Origin of the sequence: Leucobacter sp. cx-328 (assembly GCF_014530035.1) — a bacterium.
In the GTDB taxonomy this organism is placed as follows: domain Bacteria; phylum Actinomycetota; class Actinomycetes; order Actinomycetales; family Microbacteriaceae; genus Leucobacter.
Genome location: NZ_JACVMX010000009.1, coordinates 41666 through 56744, shown reverse-complemented (window position 1 = coordinate 56744; position 15079 = coordinate 41666). Strand labels below are relative to the sequence as shown.

General features: G+C 60.2%; 16 protein-coding genes. 2 read left to right on the top strand and 14 right to left on the bottom strand.

Translation table 11 applies throughout. From position 1 onward, the window contains the following. Positions 1 to 1185 (bottom strand): methionine adenosyltransferase, encoded by a 1185-nt coding sequence (metK, locus tag ICL81_RS10200; RefSeq protein ID WP_188034832.1) that lies wholly within the window; start codon positions 1183 to 1185, stop codon positions 1 to 3. 126 nt (positions 1186 to 1311) lie between these two features. Beyond that, positions 1312 to 1566, bottom strand: coding sequence for a DNA-directed RNA polymerase subunit omega (gene rpoZ, locus ICL81_RS10195; RefSeq protein ID WP_188024851.1), 255 nt, complete (start codon positions 1564 to 1566; stop codon positions 1312 to 1314). Positions 1567 to 1742: 176 nt separating this feature from the next. Here rpoZ and ICL81_RS10190 point away from each other — a divergent pair, with 176 nt between their 5' ends. Beyond that, positions 1743 to 2615: an acyl-CoA thioesterase II gene (locus tag ICL81_RS10190; protein WP_188034783.1), complete on the top strand. Its 873-nt coding sequence runs from the start codon at positions 1743 to 1745 to the stop codon at positions 2613 to 2615. Positions 2616 to 2689: 74 nt separating this feature from the next. On the opposite strand, the gene ICL81_RS10185 is transcribed toward ICL81_RS10190, so the two are convergent. Genes ICL81_RS10185 through ICL81_RS10175 form a run of 3 tightly spaced genes read right to left on the bottom strand, consistent with a single transcriptional unit; the run spans position 2690 to position 5363 of the window. Next, on the bottom strand, positions 2690 to 3154 hold the full coding sequence (locus ICL81_RS10185; RefSeq protein ID WP_188024853.1) for a thioesterase family protein: 465 nt from the start codon (positions 3152 to 3154) through the stop codon (positions 2690 to 2692). A 26-nt stretch (positions 3155 to 3180) separates the two neighbouring features. Continuing rightward, complete coding sequence (gene ettA, locus ICL81_RS10180; protein WP_188034782.1) at positions 3181 to 4860, bottom strand: energy-dependent translational throttle protein EttA; 1680 nt, start codon at positions 4858 to 4860, stop codon at positions 3181 to 3183. Positions 4861 to 4871: 11 nt separating this feature from the next. Then, positions 4872 to 5363, bottom strand: coding sequence for a hypothetical protein (locus tag ICL81_RS10175; RefSeq protein ID WP_353055500.1), 492 nt, complete (start codon positions 5361 to 5363; stop codon positions 4872 to 4874). Between the two features lie 169 nt (positions 5364 to 5532). On the opposite strand from ICL81_RS10175, the gene ssb reads away from it, so the two are divergent. Further along, positions 5533 to 6054 carry a single-stranded DNA-binding protein gene (gene ssb, locus ICL81_RS10170; RefSeq protein WP_188034781.1) on the top strand — a complete coding sequence of 174 codons (522 nt, stop codon included), beginning with the start codon at positions 5533 to 5535 and terminating at the stop codon, positions 6052 to 6054. Positions 6055 to 6143: 89 nt separating this feature from the next. On the opposite strand, the gene msrA is transcribed toward ssb, so the two are convergent. The 9 genes from msrA to ICL81_RS10125 form a co-directional block, all read right to left on the bottom strand. Continuing rightward, positions 6144 to 6677 (bottom strand): peptide-methionine (S)-S-oxide reductase MsrA, encoded by a 534-nt coding sequence (msrA, locus tag ICL81_RS10165; RefSeq protein WP_188034780.1) that lies wholly within the window; start codon positions 6675 to 6677, stop codon positions 6144 to 6146. Next, complete coding sequence (nadE, locus tag ICL81_RS10160) at positions 6674 to 7507, bottom strand: ammonia-dependent NAD(+) synthetase (RefSeq protein ID WP_188034779.1); 834 nt, start codon at positions 7505 to 7507, stop codon at positions 6674 to 6676. The genes msrA and nadE overlap by 4 nt, the downstream gene beginning before the upstream one ends. A 2-nt stretch (positions 7508 to 7509) precedes the next feature. Next, a complete protein-coding gene (gene dnaE / locus ICL81_RS10155; protein ID WP_223160691.1) occupies positions 7510 to 11028 on the bottom strand; it encodes a DNA polymerase III subunit alpha in 3519 nt (1172 codons plus the stop codon). A gap of 234 nt (positions 11029 to 11262) precedes the next feature. Continuing rightward, complete coding sequence (locus ICL81_RS10150; RefSeq protein ID WP_188034777.1) at positions 11263 to 12180, bottom strand: RluA family pseudouridine synthase; 918 nt, start codon at positions 12178 to 12180, stop codon at positions 11263 to 11265. After that, positions 12167 to 12835: a signal peptidase II gene (gene lspA, locus ICL81_RS10145; RefSeq protein ID WP_353055499.1), complete on the bottom strand. Its 669-nt coding sequence runs from the start codon at positions 12833 to 12835 to the stop codon at positions 12167 to 12169. Before lspA ends, ICL81_RS10150 begins: the two co-directional genes overlap by 14 nt. Before the next feature lie 8 nt (positions 12836 to 12843). Beyond that, positions 12844 to 13491, bottom strand: a complete 648-nt coding sequence (locus ICL81_RS10140; protein WP_188034776.1) for a DivIVA domain-containing protein — start codon at positions 13489 to 13491, stop codon at positions 12844 to 12846. Positions 13492 to 13575: 84 nt separating this feature from the next. After that, positions 13576 to 13845, bottom strand: a complete 270-nt coding sequence (locus tag ICL81_RS10135; protein WP_353055498.1) for a YggT family protein — start codon at positions 13843 to 13845, stop codon at positions 13576 to 13578. 31 nt (positions 13846 to 13876) lie between these two features. Continuing rightward, entirely contained in the window at positions 13877 to 14359 is a 483-nt protein-coding gene (locus ICL81_RS10130) for a cell division protein SepF (protein ID WP_188034774.1), read from the bottom strand. 30 nt (positions 14360 to 14389) lie between these two features. Beyond that, complete coding sequence (locus tag ICL81_RS10125; protein ID WP_188034773.1) at positions 14390 to 15079, bottom strand: YggS family pyridoxal phosphate-dependent enzyme; 690 nt, start codon at positions 15077 to 15079, stop codon at positions 14390 to 14392.

Sequence of the window (15079 nt, the reverse complement as noted above, 5' to 3'; positions counted from 1 at the left end):
CTAGAGACCCGCAGCTGCTCGCAGCTCGTCAACGCGCGGGGTTGCTTCCCACGTGAAGTCGGGCAGCTCGCGGCCGAAGTGGCCGTAGGCGCTCGTCTGTGCAAAGATCGGGCGGAGCAGGTCGAGGTCACGAATAATTGCGAGCGGACGTAGATCGAAGACCTGGCGCACAGCCGCCTCGATGCGCTCGCGTGGCACAGTCTCGGTGCCGAAGGTCTCGACGTAGAGGCCGACGGGCTCAGCAACGCCGATTGCGTATGCAACCTGCAGCTCTGCACGCTTCGCGAGGCCAGCGCGCACAACGTGCTTCGCTACCCAGCGCATTGCGTACGCCGCCGAACGGTCAACCTTCGACGCGTCCTTACCGCTGAACGCGCCACCGCCGTGACGGCTCGCGCCACCGTAGGTGTCGATGATGATCTTGCGGCCGGTGAGGCCGGCATCACCCATGGGGCCACCAACAACGAAGGGGCCAGCCGGGTTAATGAAGAGAGTTGCGTCTTCGCTCGGCAGCTCCACGCGGCCAAGCACCGGGCGGATCACCTCGCGGATCACCGCATCGCGCAGTGCTGGCTGCGAGATATCTGCGCCGTGCTGGGTCGAGACAACGATAGCCTCAATCGACGCAGCGCGATCGCCGTCGTAGCCAATGGTGACCTGAGTCTTACCGTCGGGACGCAGCTCGGGAATGATGCCCTCCTTGCGCACGAACGCGAGGCGCTCTGCAAGACGGTGCGAGATCCAGCTCGGAAGGGGCTGCAGCTCAGGAGTCTCGTCGGTCGCGTAACCGAACATGATGCCCTGGTCACCAGCGCCTTGGCGGCTCAGCTCGTCGACCTCTGCACCCTCACGAGCTTCAAGCGAGGTGTCAACACCGTCAGCAATGTCAGGCGACTGCTGGCCGATCGAAACCGAAACGCCACACGACGAGCCGTCAAAGCCCATGTCGGAGCTGGTGTAACCGATCTCACGCACAGCGTCGCGCACGAGCTGCGGAATCTCGACGTACCCGGTGGTGTTCACTTCACCCGCAACGTGCACGAGGCCGGTGGTCACGAGGGTCTCAACAGCGACGCGCGCGCCGGAGTCCTGCTCGAGCATGGCATCAAGGATCGTGTCAGAGATACGATCGCAGATCTTGTCGGGGTGTCCTTCGGTAACCGATTCCGAAGTGAACTGACGCAGCACGGTGCTCCTTAGATAGGTGGTGGGTGCGAGACGCCGCCCGCTGAAAAGCCGGTGGCGCCGGTACCTCAAGGGTATCCGGCGCCACTGACAGTGACGCTCAGAGCGCCACAAGACGAAGAAATGTTACGCCGAACGACGCTTCATCTCGAGCTTGTCCTCAACGATCTCGTGCAGCGCGATCGAGAGCGGCTTGTCGTCAACTGCCGACTCAACGAGCGGTCCGACATTGTCGAACAGGTTGCCGTCGTGGAGATCGGAGTAGTAATCGTTGATCTGGCGCGCACGCTGTGCGGCGAAGATCACCAGTGCGTACTTCGAATCGACCTTCTCGAGAAGGTCGTCGATGGGTGGGTCGATAATGCCGTTCACATTGGCCATGGGGACACTCTCCTCTGGTAGACCTTGACATTCTAGCCGAGTCAAACCGTAAACGTCGACGCGCCACCCTCGCCTTCTGCGTTTCAGCCACGCATCTTTCCCGCATACCAGCCGATAAACTGGCTACATCTCGCGCTTCACGCACCAGCAACCGCGCGGCAACAAGGAGAAACGTCATGACGCAATTCGTTGTTCCAGATCTCGTCGAGATGCTCAGTGTCGTCGATGCGGGAGCCCGCACGAGTTCAGACATCCTCACCGGCCCACCGTTCCCCACACCACACGGACGCGCGTTCGGCGGCCAGGTCATGGGCCAGGCAATCGCGGCCGCAGGCACGACCACGAGCGCGGATCACCGCGTGCACTCCATGCACGGCTATTTCCTGCGCCCGGGAGTTGCCGATGAGCGCATGACCTTCGAGGTCACGCCGCTGCATGACGGCCGCTCGTTTGCGACCCGTCGCGTGCAGGCGTATCAGGACGGCCGTGAGGTCATGGCAATGATCGCATCATTTCAGATCGAATCTGAGGGCCTTGAACACCAGACCCCCTACGACATGACCGGCATCACTCCCCCTGAGGAGCTGCCGTCGGTGTGGGAGAAGTACGGTCACCTCGCTGACAGCGGTCGCGCTTCGTGGATCCTCGCACGCCCCTTCGACTTCAGGTACGTCGAGAGCGACACCCTGTTGAAGGTAGAAGAAAAGACGGGATACCAGCGCGTCTGGATGCGCGCACGCGACACGATGCCAGACGGAGACATGTTGCACGCTGCCGCTCTCACCTTCGCGAGTGACTACGTGCTGATTGAGCCGGTGCTGCGTCGCCATGGTATTCCCTGGGCGACGCCAGGTTTCAAAGCAGCAAGCCTCGACCACGCAGTGTGGTTCCACCGCCCGTTCCGTGTCGACGAGTGGCTGCTCTACGAGCTCGACACCCCCGTCGCGAGCAGCGGCCGCGGCCTCACGCAGGGCCGCTTCTACAACACGGCCGGTGAACTTGTGGCTACGGTCGCACAGGAGTCAACGATCCGCCTCCCGCAGCGCTAGGCGTGAGCGCGCGAGGTGACACTCGCGCGCACGCAGCTCACTGCCCGGAGAAACGGCAACGCCGCTCCGCTCGCCTATCGGCGCAGCGTGAGCGGCGTATCTGTCCACGGCTCCACCGATGCGCGCCCTTCAGCGGACAGGCGGGTGGGCCGCAGGGTAAGCCCGTCGACGATCACCACGGTGGTGATCGCGCGGGCTACAACGGTGCGTTCTGGCTGTGCACCATCAAGCACCTCATAGTGCACTTCGAGGCTTGAACCCCCGAGCTTGCCGATCCACATCTCAATGGTGACCGGGTGCTCCGAGTACTCAAGCACTCGCAGAAATTCGATCTGCTGGCCGGCTACAAGCATCTTGGGGCCGTCGGGGGTATCCCCGCGGAAATGCTTTTCCATGCCGGTCTGTTCCCGACCGGAGCCAAGCCAGAAGAGGCGCACGCGCGCTTCCTCAAGGTACCGAGCAAAGGTCACGTTATTCACGTGGCCGTAGGCATCTTGGTCTGCCCACCTCAGTTCAAGGTCGATATGCGCGCGCGCCATCTTCTGTGCTCAATCCGTGCGGCTGATTAGTCGCGGGTCAGCTTGCGGTAGTGGCTGCGCGAGGGCTTTGCAGCGTCTGCGCCGAGGCGCTCTACCTTGTTTGCCTCGTACGCCTCGAAGTTACCCTCGAACCAGTACCAGTCAGACGGGTTCTCTTCGGTGCCTTCGTACGCGAGAATGTGCGTCGCGATGCGATCGAGGAACCAACGGTCGTGCGTAATGACTACTGCACAGCCGGGGAACTCGAGCAGCGCGTTCTCAAGCGACTGCAGGGTCTCAACGTCGAGGTCGTTCGTCGGCTCATCGAGGAGCAGGAGGTTGCCACCCTGCTTCAGCGTGAGCGCGAGGTTCAGACGGTTGCGCTCACCACCCGAGAGCACGCCAGCCTTCTTCTGCTGGTCCGGTCCCTTGAAGCCGAACTTCGACACGTATGCACGCGACGGGATCTCGGTCTTGCCAACAGTGATGATGTCGAGTCCGTCCGACACAACTTCCCAGAGGTTCTTCTCGGGGTCGATGTTTGCACGGTTCTGATCGACGTAGCTGATCTGAACGGTCTCGCCGATCTTCAGCTCGCCGCCGTCGAGGGGTTCAAGGCCGACGATGGTCTTGAAGAGCGTGGTCTTACCCACACCGTTCGGGCCGATGACGCCGACGATACCGTTCGGCGGCAGGCTGAACGACAGTCCATCGATGAGGGTGCGGCCGTCGAAGCCCTTGACGAGGTCTTTTGCCTCAATGACCACGTTGCCGAGGCGGGGGCCAACGGGGATCTGGATCTCTTCGAAGTCGAGTTTCCTGGTGCGCTCAGCCTCTGCCGCCATCTCCTCGTAACGAGCAAGACGTGCCTTCGACTTGGTCTGGCGACCCTTTGCGCTCGAGCGAACCCACTCAAGCTCTTCCTTCAGGCGCTTTGCAAGCTTTGCGTCCTTCTTACCCTGGATATCAAGACGCTCAGCCTTCTTCTCCAGGTAAGTCGAGTAGTTGCCCTCGTAGGGGTAGAGACGACCGCGGTCGACCTCTGCGATCCACTCAGCAACGTTGTCGAGGAAGTACCGGTCGTGCGTAATCGCGATGACTGCGCCGGGGTACTTCTGCAGGTGCTGCTCAAGCCAGAGCACACTCTCAGCGTCAAGGTGGTTCGTAGGCTCATCGAGGAGGAGCAGGTCGGGCTTCTGGAGGAGAAGCTTGGTCAGTGCGACGCGACGCTTCTCACCGCCCGAGAGATTCGAAACCGACGCCTCAGCAGGCGGGGTACGCAGTGCGTCCATTGCCTGTGCAAGCTGGTTGTCAAGATCCCAGCCGTCAGCAGCGTCGATCTCTTCCTGCAGCGTGCCCATCTCAGCGAGGAGCGCATCGAAGTCAGCGTCAGGCTCAGCCATGAGCGCCGAGATCTCGTTGAAACGGTCAACCTTTGCCTTGATCGCGATGCCGTCCTGGATGTTCTCCAGAACGGTCTTCGTCTCATCAAGCTCGGGCTCCTGCATGAGGATGCCGACCGTGTACCCCGGGGTGAGCATTGCTTCACCATTCGAGGGAGTGTCAAGCCCGGCCATGATTTTCAAAATCGTCGACTTACCGGCACCGTTCGGGCCGACCATACCGATCTTCGCGCCGGGCAGGAACGACATCGTCACGTCATCGAGAATGAGCTTTTCGCCGACCGCTTTGCGCGCGCGGACCATCTGGTAAATGTACTCAGCCATGGTTCACAAGCCTACCAATCGATTACGCGAGTCTGGCCAATTAGGCAAATGTCATTGTTCGGGCCGAGTGCGGGGTCAACACGCGTAACGAACGTGCGATCTTCGGTCATGACCTGCCCCAGGAGGCATGAGTCATCGATCTTCACCGACACGTAGATCGCGTCGGCTACGAGGTCGGTCTTCGTCTTGTCGAACGATACCTGCATGTTTTCGCGCGGGAATCCCGCGTTAATGACCGCTGTGGAGACCTGCTGACCGCGAACTTCCTCAGCGCCTTCGGAAAAGCCGCGCAGCACTTCAGTGAAGTACGGCAGATTCTCCTCCGCGGTACCATCGGGCACCAGTTCAGGGGCAACCTCGGGCACAGGCACCGTTTCACGCTCAGGCGTGTTGGGTACCGGGCCGGCGAGCAACGCACAGGAGCTGAGTGTGACTGCGGCGAGCGCGGCAACTATGCCTGCTCCGGTGCGGCGGATCATCTTCGCGCGGTTTGAAGTCTTCACGCGACCCATCATATGAGGTGCTTCCCTGCGAATGCAGTGTTGTTCACAGAAGTCATTTCCGCTCAGGGGCGCGGATCTCTCCACAATCTCCCCGATTGCCTGCTACCGGTGGCACGTTGACGCGATGCTGGCTTTCCCAGCACCTCCCGAATTGAAACGAGGAACCCCCTTGTCTCAAACACTCACCGTCGTCGGCCAGATCGCAACGGTGCCGCGCTTTCACCGTTCTGCCAATGGAACTGAGTTCTGTTCATTTCGATTGGCGAGCACCGATCGCAGGTTCGACCGTGAAGAGAACAAGTGGGTGGATGCCGATACGAACTGGTACACGATTCATTTGTTCCGTCGTCTTGCCGCCCACGCACGGGAATCATTTGCAAAGGGGGAACGTGTCATGGTGAAAGGGCGACTCCGCATTCGGCAGTGGGAGAACGAAGAGAAGTCAGGCACCTCGGTGGAGATCGACGCTGATTCTGCGGGGCACGACCTGCTGTGGGGCACGTCACGATTCAACAGGCGCCCACTCGACGGCGAGGCTGAAACTAACGCCATCGACGGCGGGGCAGCTGACACGCCAACTCACGAAGCAGCTGTCACTGCGAATCAGGCGCCAGCGGTGAAGGACGCCCCCGCTCGCTCGTCTGAACTCAGCCCTTCAGAGACCAGGGAGCTGGCTACGGCTCCGTTCTGAGCAGATGCCGCTCCCCCGCGGCAGGTACGGCTGTGCCCCGTGCAAGTGAACGCAGCACGGGGCACAGCCAGACAGTGAATCCGTCTGAGTTAGTCCCGCAGGTACTCAGTAAATCGAGCGCGCACTTTGTTCACCTTCGGCACGGCGACCGCCATGCAATATCCCTGTGTGGGGTTCTTCGCGAAGAAGTCCTGGTGAGATTCCTCGGCGCGGTGCCACTCACCGAGCTCATTGAGCTGGGTGACTACGTCTCCGGGCCAGATCTCGTCTGCGCGGCTCAGGGCGGCGAGTGCAGCCTCGCGCTGATGCTCGTCTGCGACGAACAGCGCTGAACGGTACTGCGTGCCAACATCGTTGCCCTGGCGGTTCAGCTGTGTCGGGTCATGCATCGTAAAGAACGCATCGAGGATGACATCTTCCGGGATCACGTCCGCATCAAAGGTGACACGGACCGCCTCTGCGTGGCCGGTTTGCCCCGTGCAAACGGCAGGGTACGTGGGATTTGGCGTTGTACCGCCTGTGTATCCCGATTCCACTTCCTGCACGCCACGCAGCGCACGGTATGCAGCATCGAGGCACCAGAAGCAGCCGCCCGCAACCACCCAGGTTTGTACGTTACTCATCGTGCGTTCCTCCAGAAGGTGTCAATGGGGGCCACTGGCATCCGACGCTTGTGTTCACTCACGCGATACAGGTGTTCGATCCGTTCGGCAGCAGCGTCAGGGATCTCACGACCCTCCAGGTAGTCATCAATATGTGCGTATGAGACGCCCAGGTTGTCCTCGTCGGTCTGCCCGGGGTTCCCGTCGAGCAAATCCGCAGTGGGAATCTTCTCCCATAGGCGATGCGGCGCTTCCAATACTTCGAGCATGGCAGCACCCTGCCGCTTATTCAGACCAGCAAGCGGCGTCACGTCGGCGGCACCGTCACCGAACTTCGTATAGAAGCCGGTCACCGCCTCCGCGGCGTGGTCGGTACCGACTACGAGCATGCGACGGTCACCAGCAATGCCATACTGTGCGACCATCCTGGCTCGCGCCTTGATATTGCCCTTGTTGAAGTCAGTCACGGGCTCCCCCGTGGTAGCAACAAGCTCATTCACCATTGCGTCCACAGCGGGCGCGACGTTTACCGTCAGTACGCGATCTGCGCTGACGAATTCGAGCGCGAGCTGAGCATCGGCTTCGTCGTGCTGTACGCCATAGGGCAAGCGCACGGCGATGAACTGCACATCCTGACCTGCTGCTCGCACGCGTTCGACAGCCAGCTGCACGAGCCTGCCAGCAAGAGAGGAGTCTTGACCACCGGAAATTCCCAGGACGTAGCCACCGATACCGGGCACTGAGCCGAGGTAATCAGCGAGGAACGCGATCCGCGCTTCAATCTCAGCCGAAGCATCAATCTCGGCTTGCACACCGAGGGCAGTGATGATGGGTTGTTGCATCGCACGCATGGTTACAGGCTACTCCGCTCGCCGCCACCCACAAGCTCTTCAATAGGAGACAAGCAGCGCGGTCCAAGGATCCCCTTGAGCTCACCAAACAGCTCAGTACTCACGCGCACCTTCATTGGCAGCTCAAATACACGAATCGCGTGCGAGGTTGCGAGGTGCATCCGCACCTCGCTGTCTCCGGAGTGACGCTTCAACGTGTTGCGGAGTTCGTCCATGACACGCTCCGTCGCACGGGTATCAAGCATTGAAATCGTGAGCATTTGCGAGTCGTCCTGCACAACTGCATCAACCGGACGCACGCCATACGCATGCATGGACATGCCATCATCGCGAGAATTGAGCTTTCCTCGCAACGCAACAATCGAGTCTGGCACGAGCATGTGGCCGAACTCCTGGTAAGACTTACCCATGAAGAGCGCTTGAATCTCGCCGGTAAAATCTTCGAGCGTCACCATGCCGTAAAGGTTGCCCGACTTTGCGGTGCGATGCTGCACGCTCGTCAGGAGCCCCGCAAGCACGACGGTTTCGCCGTCCATGTTTGCATCGGGGTTGGTGGCGTGCTCGACGTTGGTCGAGGATTCCTTCGCGAGAGCCGTCTCAAGGCCGCGCAGCGGGTGGTCCGAGACGTACAGACCGAGCATTTCGCGCTCAAATGCGAGCTTGTCCTTTTTCGTCCACTCTGGGCGATCAGGGATCGTGGAGACTGGCGCAGCACCCGTGTCTTCAGCAACCTCAGCGAACAGGCTGTCGAAGTCGAAGCCGACGTTGCCCATCTCGGCGTCACGCTTGTCCTTGACCGCGCTTTCAACTGCAGTCTCGTGAATCTCAAGCAGTGCGCGGCGCGTGCCGCCCATGTTGTCGAGCGCACCTGCCTTGATGAGCGACTCCACCGTTCGCTTATTCAACGCGGCGACTGCCACCTTCTTCAAGAAGTCATGGAACGATTCAAAGCGTCCGTTGGCTTCACGCCCCTCGCGGATCGCCTCCACGACGTTTGTACCCACGTTGCGAATCGCGCCAAGGCCGAAGCGAATGTCATCGCCAACTGCCGAGAAGTTCGAGAACGACTCGTTGACCGCTGGCGGCAGCACGTTGATACCCATACGGCGGCACTCGTTGAGGTACAACGCGAGCTTGTCTTTGGAATCGCCGACGCTGGTCAGCAGCGCAGCCATGTACTCGGCCGGGTAGTGCGCTTTCAGGTATGCCGTCCAGTAGCTCACGACGCCATACGCTGCGGAGTGTGCCTTGTTGAACGCGTAGTCCGAGAATGGAAGCAGAATGTCCCACAACGATTTGATGGCAGCCTCAGAGAAGCCACGTTCCTTCATGCCGCCGGCAAAGCCCGCGTACTGCTTATCCAGCTCTGACTTCTTCTTTTTACCCATCGCGCGACGCAAGATATCTGCTTGGCCGAGCGAGAAGCCAGCCACTCGCTGCGCGATTGACATCACCTGCTCCTGATAAATGATCAGGCCGTAGGTCGTCGAGAGAATGTCTTTGAGCGGCTCTTCTAGCTCCGGGTGAATCGGAGTGATCGGCTGCAGACCGTTCTTACGCAGGGCGTAGTTGGTGTGCGAATCGGCACCCATCGGGCCCGGACGGTATAGCGCGAGGACTGCCGAAATATCTTCAAAGTTATCCGGCTTCATGAGGCGCAGCAGGCCACGCATCGGACCGCCATCGAGTTGGAAGACACCGAGCGTATCGCCACGGGCAAGCAACTCATATGACGCATGGTCATCAAGCTCGAGGTGTTCGAGGTCAAGCTCCTCGCCACGGTTCAGCCGAATGTTCTCGAGCGCGTCCGAGATGATCGTCAAGTTTCGCAGGCCCAAGAAGTCCATCTTGATGAGGCCGAGGCCCTCGCAGGTCGGGTAGTCGAACTGCGTGACGATCTGACCGTCCTGCTCACGCTTCTGCAGCGGGATGATGTCGATGAGCGGATCGCTCGACATGATCACGCCTGCCGCGTGCACACCCCACTGGCGCTTCAGACCTTCGAGGCCGAGCGCGGTTTCGTAGACCTGCTTCGCCTCAGGATCGACATCGATCACCGCGCGGAACTCAGACGCTTCCTTGTACCGCGGGTGTTTCGGATCAGTAATGCCAGAGAGCGGGATGTCCTTCGCCATGACGGCAGGCGGCATCGCCTTGGTGAGCTTCTCACCCATGCCGAACGGGAAGCCGAGCACGCGAGACGCATCCTTCAGCGCCTGCTTCGACTTAATGGTGCCGTAGGTCACAATCTGTGCCACGCGCTCGTCGCCGTACTTTTCAGTCACATACTTAATGACCTCGCCACGGCGGCGATCATCGAAGTCGACATCGAAGTCAGGCATCGACACACGATCGGGGTTGAGGAAGCGCTCGAAGATCAGGCCGTGCTGCAGCGGGTCAAGGTCGGTAATACGCATTGCATACGCCACCATCGAACCTGCGCCCGAACCGCGTCCGGGACCCACGCGGATACCGTTTTTCTTCGACCAGTTGATGAAGTCAGCGACGACGAGGAAGTAGCCGGGGAAGCCCATCTGCGTGATGACGCCGATTTCGTACTCCGCCTGCTTACGCACATCATCGGGGATGCCGGCCGGGTAGCGGTAGTGGAGTCCGTCTTCCACTTCCTTCACGAACCAGCTGTCCTCGCTCTCCCCCGCAGGAACGGGGTAGACCGGCATGTAGTTGGCCTTGGTGTTGAATTCAACGTTGCAACGTTCGGCGATGAGCAGCGTGTTGTCACAGGCCTCAGGATGATCCCGGAAAATGTGGCGCATCTCGGCGGCACTCTTCAGGTAGTAGCCCGAGCCGTCAAACTTGAAACGGTTTGGATCGTCCAGCCTCGAGCCTGACTGCACACAGAGCAGTGCCGAGTGCGCCTCAGCGTCGGCCTCGTGCACGTAGTGCAAGTCGTTCGTCGCGACGAGCGGGATGGCGAGGTCCTTCGAGAGACGCATGAGATCGTTCTGCACGCGGCGCTCGATATCGAGGCCGTGATCCATGATCTCGCAGAAGAAGTTCTCTTTGCCAAAGATGTCCTGGAACTCACCAGCAGCCTTGCGCGCTTCGTCGTACTGACCGAGGCGCAGTCGCGTCTGAATCTCACCGGAGGGGCAGCCGGTGGTCGTGATGAGGCCCTTACCGTACGTCTGCAACAGCTCACGGTCCATGCGAGGCTTGAAGTAGTAACCCTCCATCGACGCGCGCGATGACAGCCGGAACAAATTGTGCATGCCCTGCGTGGTCTCCGACAGCATCGTCATGTGGGTATACGCGCCAGCACCAGAGACATCGTCGCCGCCACCGTTGCCCCAGCGCACACGGGTGCGATCGGTTCGATGCGTACCCGGCGTGAGATATGCCTCAATACCGATAATCGGGTTGAGACCGTGATCCTTGGCCTGCCGCCAGAAGTCGAACGCACCAAACATGTTGCCGTGGTCAGTGACCGCGACGGCGGGCATACCCTGTGCCTCGACCGCGTCCATGAGTTGTCCGACTCGCGCCGCACCATCGAGCATCGAATACTCGCTATGCACGTGGAGATGAACAAACCCGTCTTTATCTGACACCGGTCAGGCCCCTTTCGACGTTCTCCAGGGTACCCTGCTGTGCCCCGGAGTTCGCCCCACGCGCTGAACACTGCGTGGGTCTCGTGCGGTGAACATGCGTGATCCGCCCATCGAGCATGGATTCCGAGCGGAAACCCACGTACTCAATGAGCGGATCAGTGCAATGTGTGCGGATCGCGCGAACTAGACGTCCAACACCTTGAGGGCGTGTGCGAGGTCTGCCGGGTACTCAGACTCGAACTCAACGGGAAGTCCCGTGCCAGGATGGCGGAAGCCGAGGCGCTTTGCATGGAGCCACTGGCGGTCAAGCCCGAGACGCTCAGAGAGCGAAGGGTCAGCCCCGTACATTGCGTCGCCAACGCACGGATGGCGCTGTGCAGACATGTGTACGCGGATCTGGTGCGTACGACCAGTTTCCAACTCAATCTCGAGCAGCGTCGCGTACGGGTACGCCTCCACGGTCTCGTAGTGGGTGATCGACGGCTTGCCGTCGCTCGTCACCGCGAACTTCCACTCGTTGCCTGGGGCGCGGCCGATCGCACCTTCGACGGTGCCAGCCGAAGGGTCAGGATGCCCCTGGACGACAGCGTGGTAGATCTTGTGCACCTCACGGTCCTTGAATGCACGCTTCAACAGGCTGTACGCGCGCTCGCTCTTCGCAACGACCATAAGCCCACTCGTGCCAGCGTCGAGGCGGTGCACGATGCCCTGACGCTCAGGCGGACCAGAGGTAGCGATGCGGTAACCCGCACCGGCGAGTGCGCCGAGCACCGTGGGGCCGGTCCAACCAATAGAGGGGTGCGCAGCAACGCCTGCGGGCTTATCGATGACGACCAGATCTTCATCGTCGTAGATGATGCCGAGTTCAGGAACATCAACGGGAATCACCTCGGGGCCCTTCGGCTCCGTCCACTCGATCGAAAGCCAACCGCCCTCAGCGAGGCGATCAGACTTCCCGAGCGCTACGCCGTCGAGCTCCACGCCGCCGTCAGCAAGTACCGACTGCGCAAAGGTCCGCGAAAACCCCAGCAACTTGGCGAGCGCAGCGTCAGCGCGCTCCCCTGCGAGTCCCGGTGGAACCGGAAGACTACGCTGTTCCATTTCGGACCTCGTTCTCTTCTCCAGGAGCCGTCGGCTGCGCATCGGCAGCAGGCTCAGTTGCATCGTTTACTTGGTCAGCTTCTACTGTTTCAAGCTCTTTGCGTGTGCGCTCACGCGGCCCGCCAGTGATGGGGAGACCGAGCAGCGTCACAAGCACGAAGATGCACATTGCGGAAACGATTGCGACGTCAGCAACGTTATAGATCGCTGGCATCATCCACGGCGTGTAGATGAAGTCGATCACGTGACCTTCTGGGAACCCTGGCGCACGCGTCAGACGATCCGTGAGGTTACCAAGCACGCCGCCGAGCAGCAAGCCGAGGAAGAGCGCCCAGGGCACAGAGCGAAGCCGTCGAATCTGCCATACGATTACGCCAGCGACAACCGCTGCGAGAATCGTGAAGACCCAGGTCGCACCGCTCGCCATGGAGAACGCAGCACCAGGATTACGAACAAACAGCCATTGCAAAGCTTCGCCGACAACCGGAATCGGCTCACCAGGAGGCAGATTTGCGACGACCCAGTTCTTCGAAACCTGGTCAATTGTGGCCACAACCAACGCGACCGCGATGAGCAACACAGGGATCCAAATGGATCGCCGTGATGCCCCCGCGGTCTGCGAAGGTTCGGTGGCGGGAGTAATGTCTTCAGCCACCGTAAGTATTACTCGACGCCCTCGGGAATGCCCTCAGGCTCGTTCGTGGTGTCAAGGCCACGAAGCTGCGACTGAATGTACGAGCGGAGCGTGGTACGGTACTCAGCTTCGAACTGACGCAGGTCAACGATGCGACCCTTGATGTCCTTAACTTCGTCGGTGTGTACGCGCATCTCTGCTTCGCGCTTAGTCTGTGCGTCCTGCGTGAGCTTCTTTGCGGTGCGCTCAGCATCGGTGACGAGCTGAGTGCTCTTCTTCTCTGCATCACCAACGAGCTGGTCGCGGGTCTCTTCGCCTTCACGAACGTACTTGTCGTGAAGCTCGAGAGCCATCTGCAACATCGCGCTCGACTTGACCGCGTCAGCCTCGAGCGATGTCGAGGACTCGGTCGCTGCGGGAGCAGGTGCAGCAGCAACGGGCTGCGGTGCAGCAGCTACGGGAGCCGCAGCAGCCTGGCCGGCGTTTGCACGAGCCTCTTCGAGCTGCGCGGTGAGCTCGTCAATCTTGGCCTGCAGTTCAGCCTTCTCAGCTTCGTGCTGGCGGAACTCTTCGACAATCGTGTCGAGGAAATCATCGACCTGATCAAGGTCGTAGCCATCACGGAACTTTGTGATCGTGAACTTCTGATTCACCACGTCTTCAGGTGTCAAAGCCATCGTTACCGTCTCTTTCGATTGGGGACCATTCGCATGATCGTCACACTTACGCTAGCAAACAAAGTGGCAATACCGCTCAGTTGATTAGAAGTAACCCGGAATTAGACCGAGCGCAATCCAACAAACAAACATTGCGATCATCCAGCCCATATCGATTGACACCTGGCCAAGTCGGATCGGCGGGAGGACCTTGCGAATCGCCTTCAGAGGAGGATCGGTCACACTAAACACGAGTTCAACCAGCACAGCGACAAAGCCGCGTGGTCGGAATCGTGGGTTGAATACGACGACCCAGTCAATAATGAGTCGAGCCCAGAGGAACAGCACATAGATTCGGAGGAATACCCGAATCACAGTGGTGAGAATGTAAAAAAGCTCCACTTGGTTAAGCGCTGGGGCTCACGAAGAACGAACCGGTCTCTTCACGGACCGGCTCATCGCTACCAACCTCGATGTGCTCTGGGGTCAGCAGGAAGACCTTGCTCGTCACACGCTCGATACGACCGTGCAAACCGAGCGTCAAACCGCTCGCGAAGTCGATCAAGCGCTTTGCCTCCGACTCCCCCATGCGGGAGAGATTGAGAATCACGGGAACACCTTCGCGGAAGCTCTCAGCGATTGCGCGAGCGTCCTTGTACTCGGTGGGATGCACCGTGAGGATTTCACTCATCGGCTGAGCAGGCTGGTGACGGACCGGCGTCACGCGACGCAATGGCGCGACAGTCGGGCGCGGTGCAGCCTTCGCCGGGGTGGTCTCCGCAGCAGTGGTGGGACGCTGAACAGGCGCAGCCTGCTCAGCTGCCTCTGCAGCAAGGTCCTCTTCGGCGAGACCCAGGAATACCATCGTCTTCTTCAGCGGGTTACCCATTTGTTACTCCCTACAATGCTTGCTCCGAGGTTACCGCTGGGGCGGCCTATTCCCGGTAATTGCGCTTCCAATTCTCAGGTGTGTCGCCCCTGCGGCGATCGCTTCTGCGAAATCGTGGGTCATGCCCGCAGAAATCGCAGTGGCACCGGCGTCAAGCGAGCGCACACGCTCGGAGTAGCCGGCGAGACGCTCAAAAGCACGAGCGGGGTCTTCTTCAAGCGGCGCAACAGCCATCACACCACGAAGGTTCAATGAGGGTGTTTCGAGAATTCGCTCAGCAAGCGACTCAATACCCTCAGGTGCCACCCCACCGCGTCCAGGGTCGTCGGTGAGGTTGATCTGCACAAACGCATCGACCTTGCGCTCAATCCGGGCAAGTGCTTCTACTAGGCGCTCGCTATCAATCGAATGGATCGCACTTGCGTACTGCGCAGCCTGGCGCGCCTTCTTGGTCTGCAACTGACCAATAAAGTGCCAGTTCAGATCAAGGGCGGCAAGCTCTGCCGCCTTATCGCGGGCCTCCTGATGGCGATTTTCACCAACATCACGTACTCCAAGATCGGCGAGCGCAGTTACGAGAGCAGCCGGATGGAACTTCGTCACGACGATCAACGTGACATCCTCTGCTACTCGGCCAGCAGCCGCACAAGCGGAAGCCACATCAGACTGAACGCCCGTCAGGCGTTCCGCGAGAGCTACGGTATCGATCTGCTGTTCCAC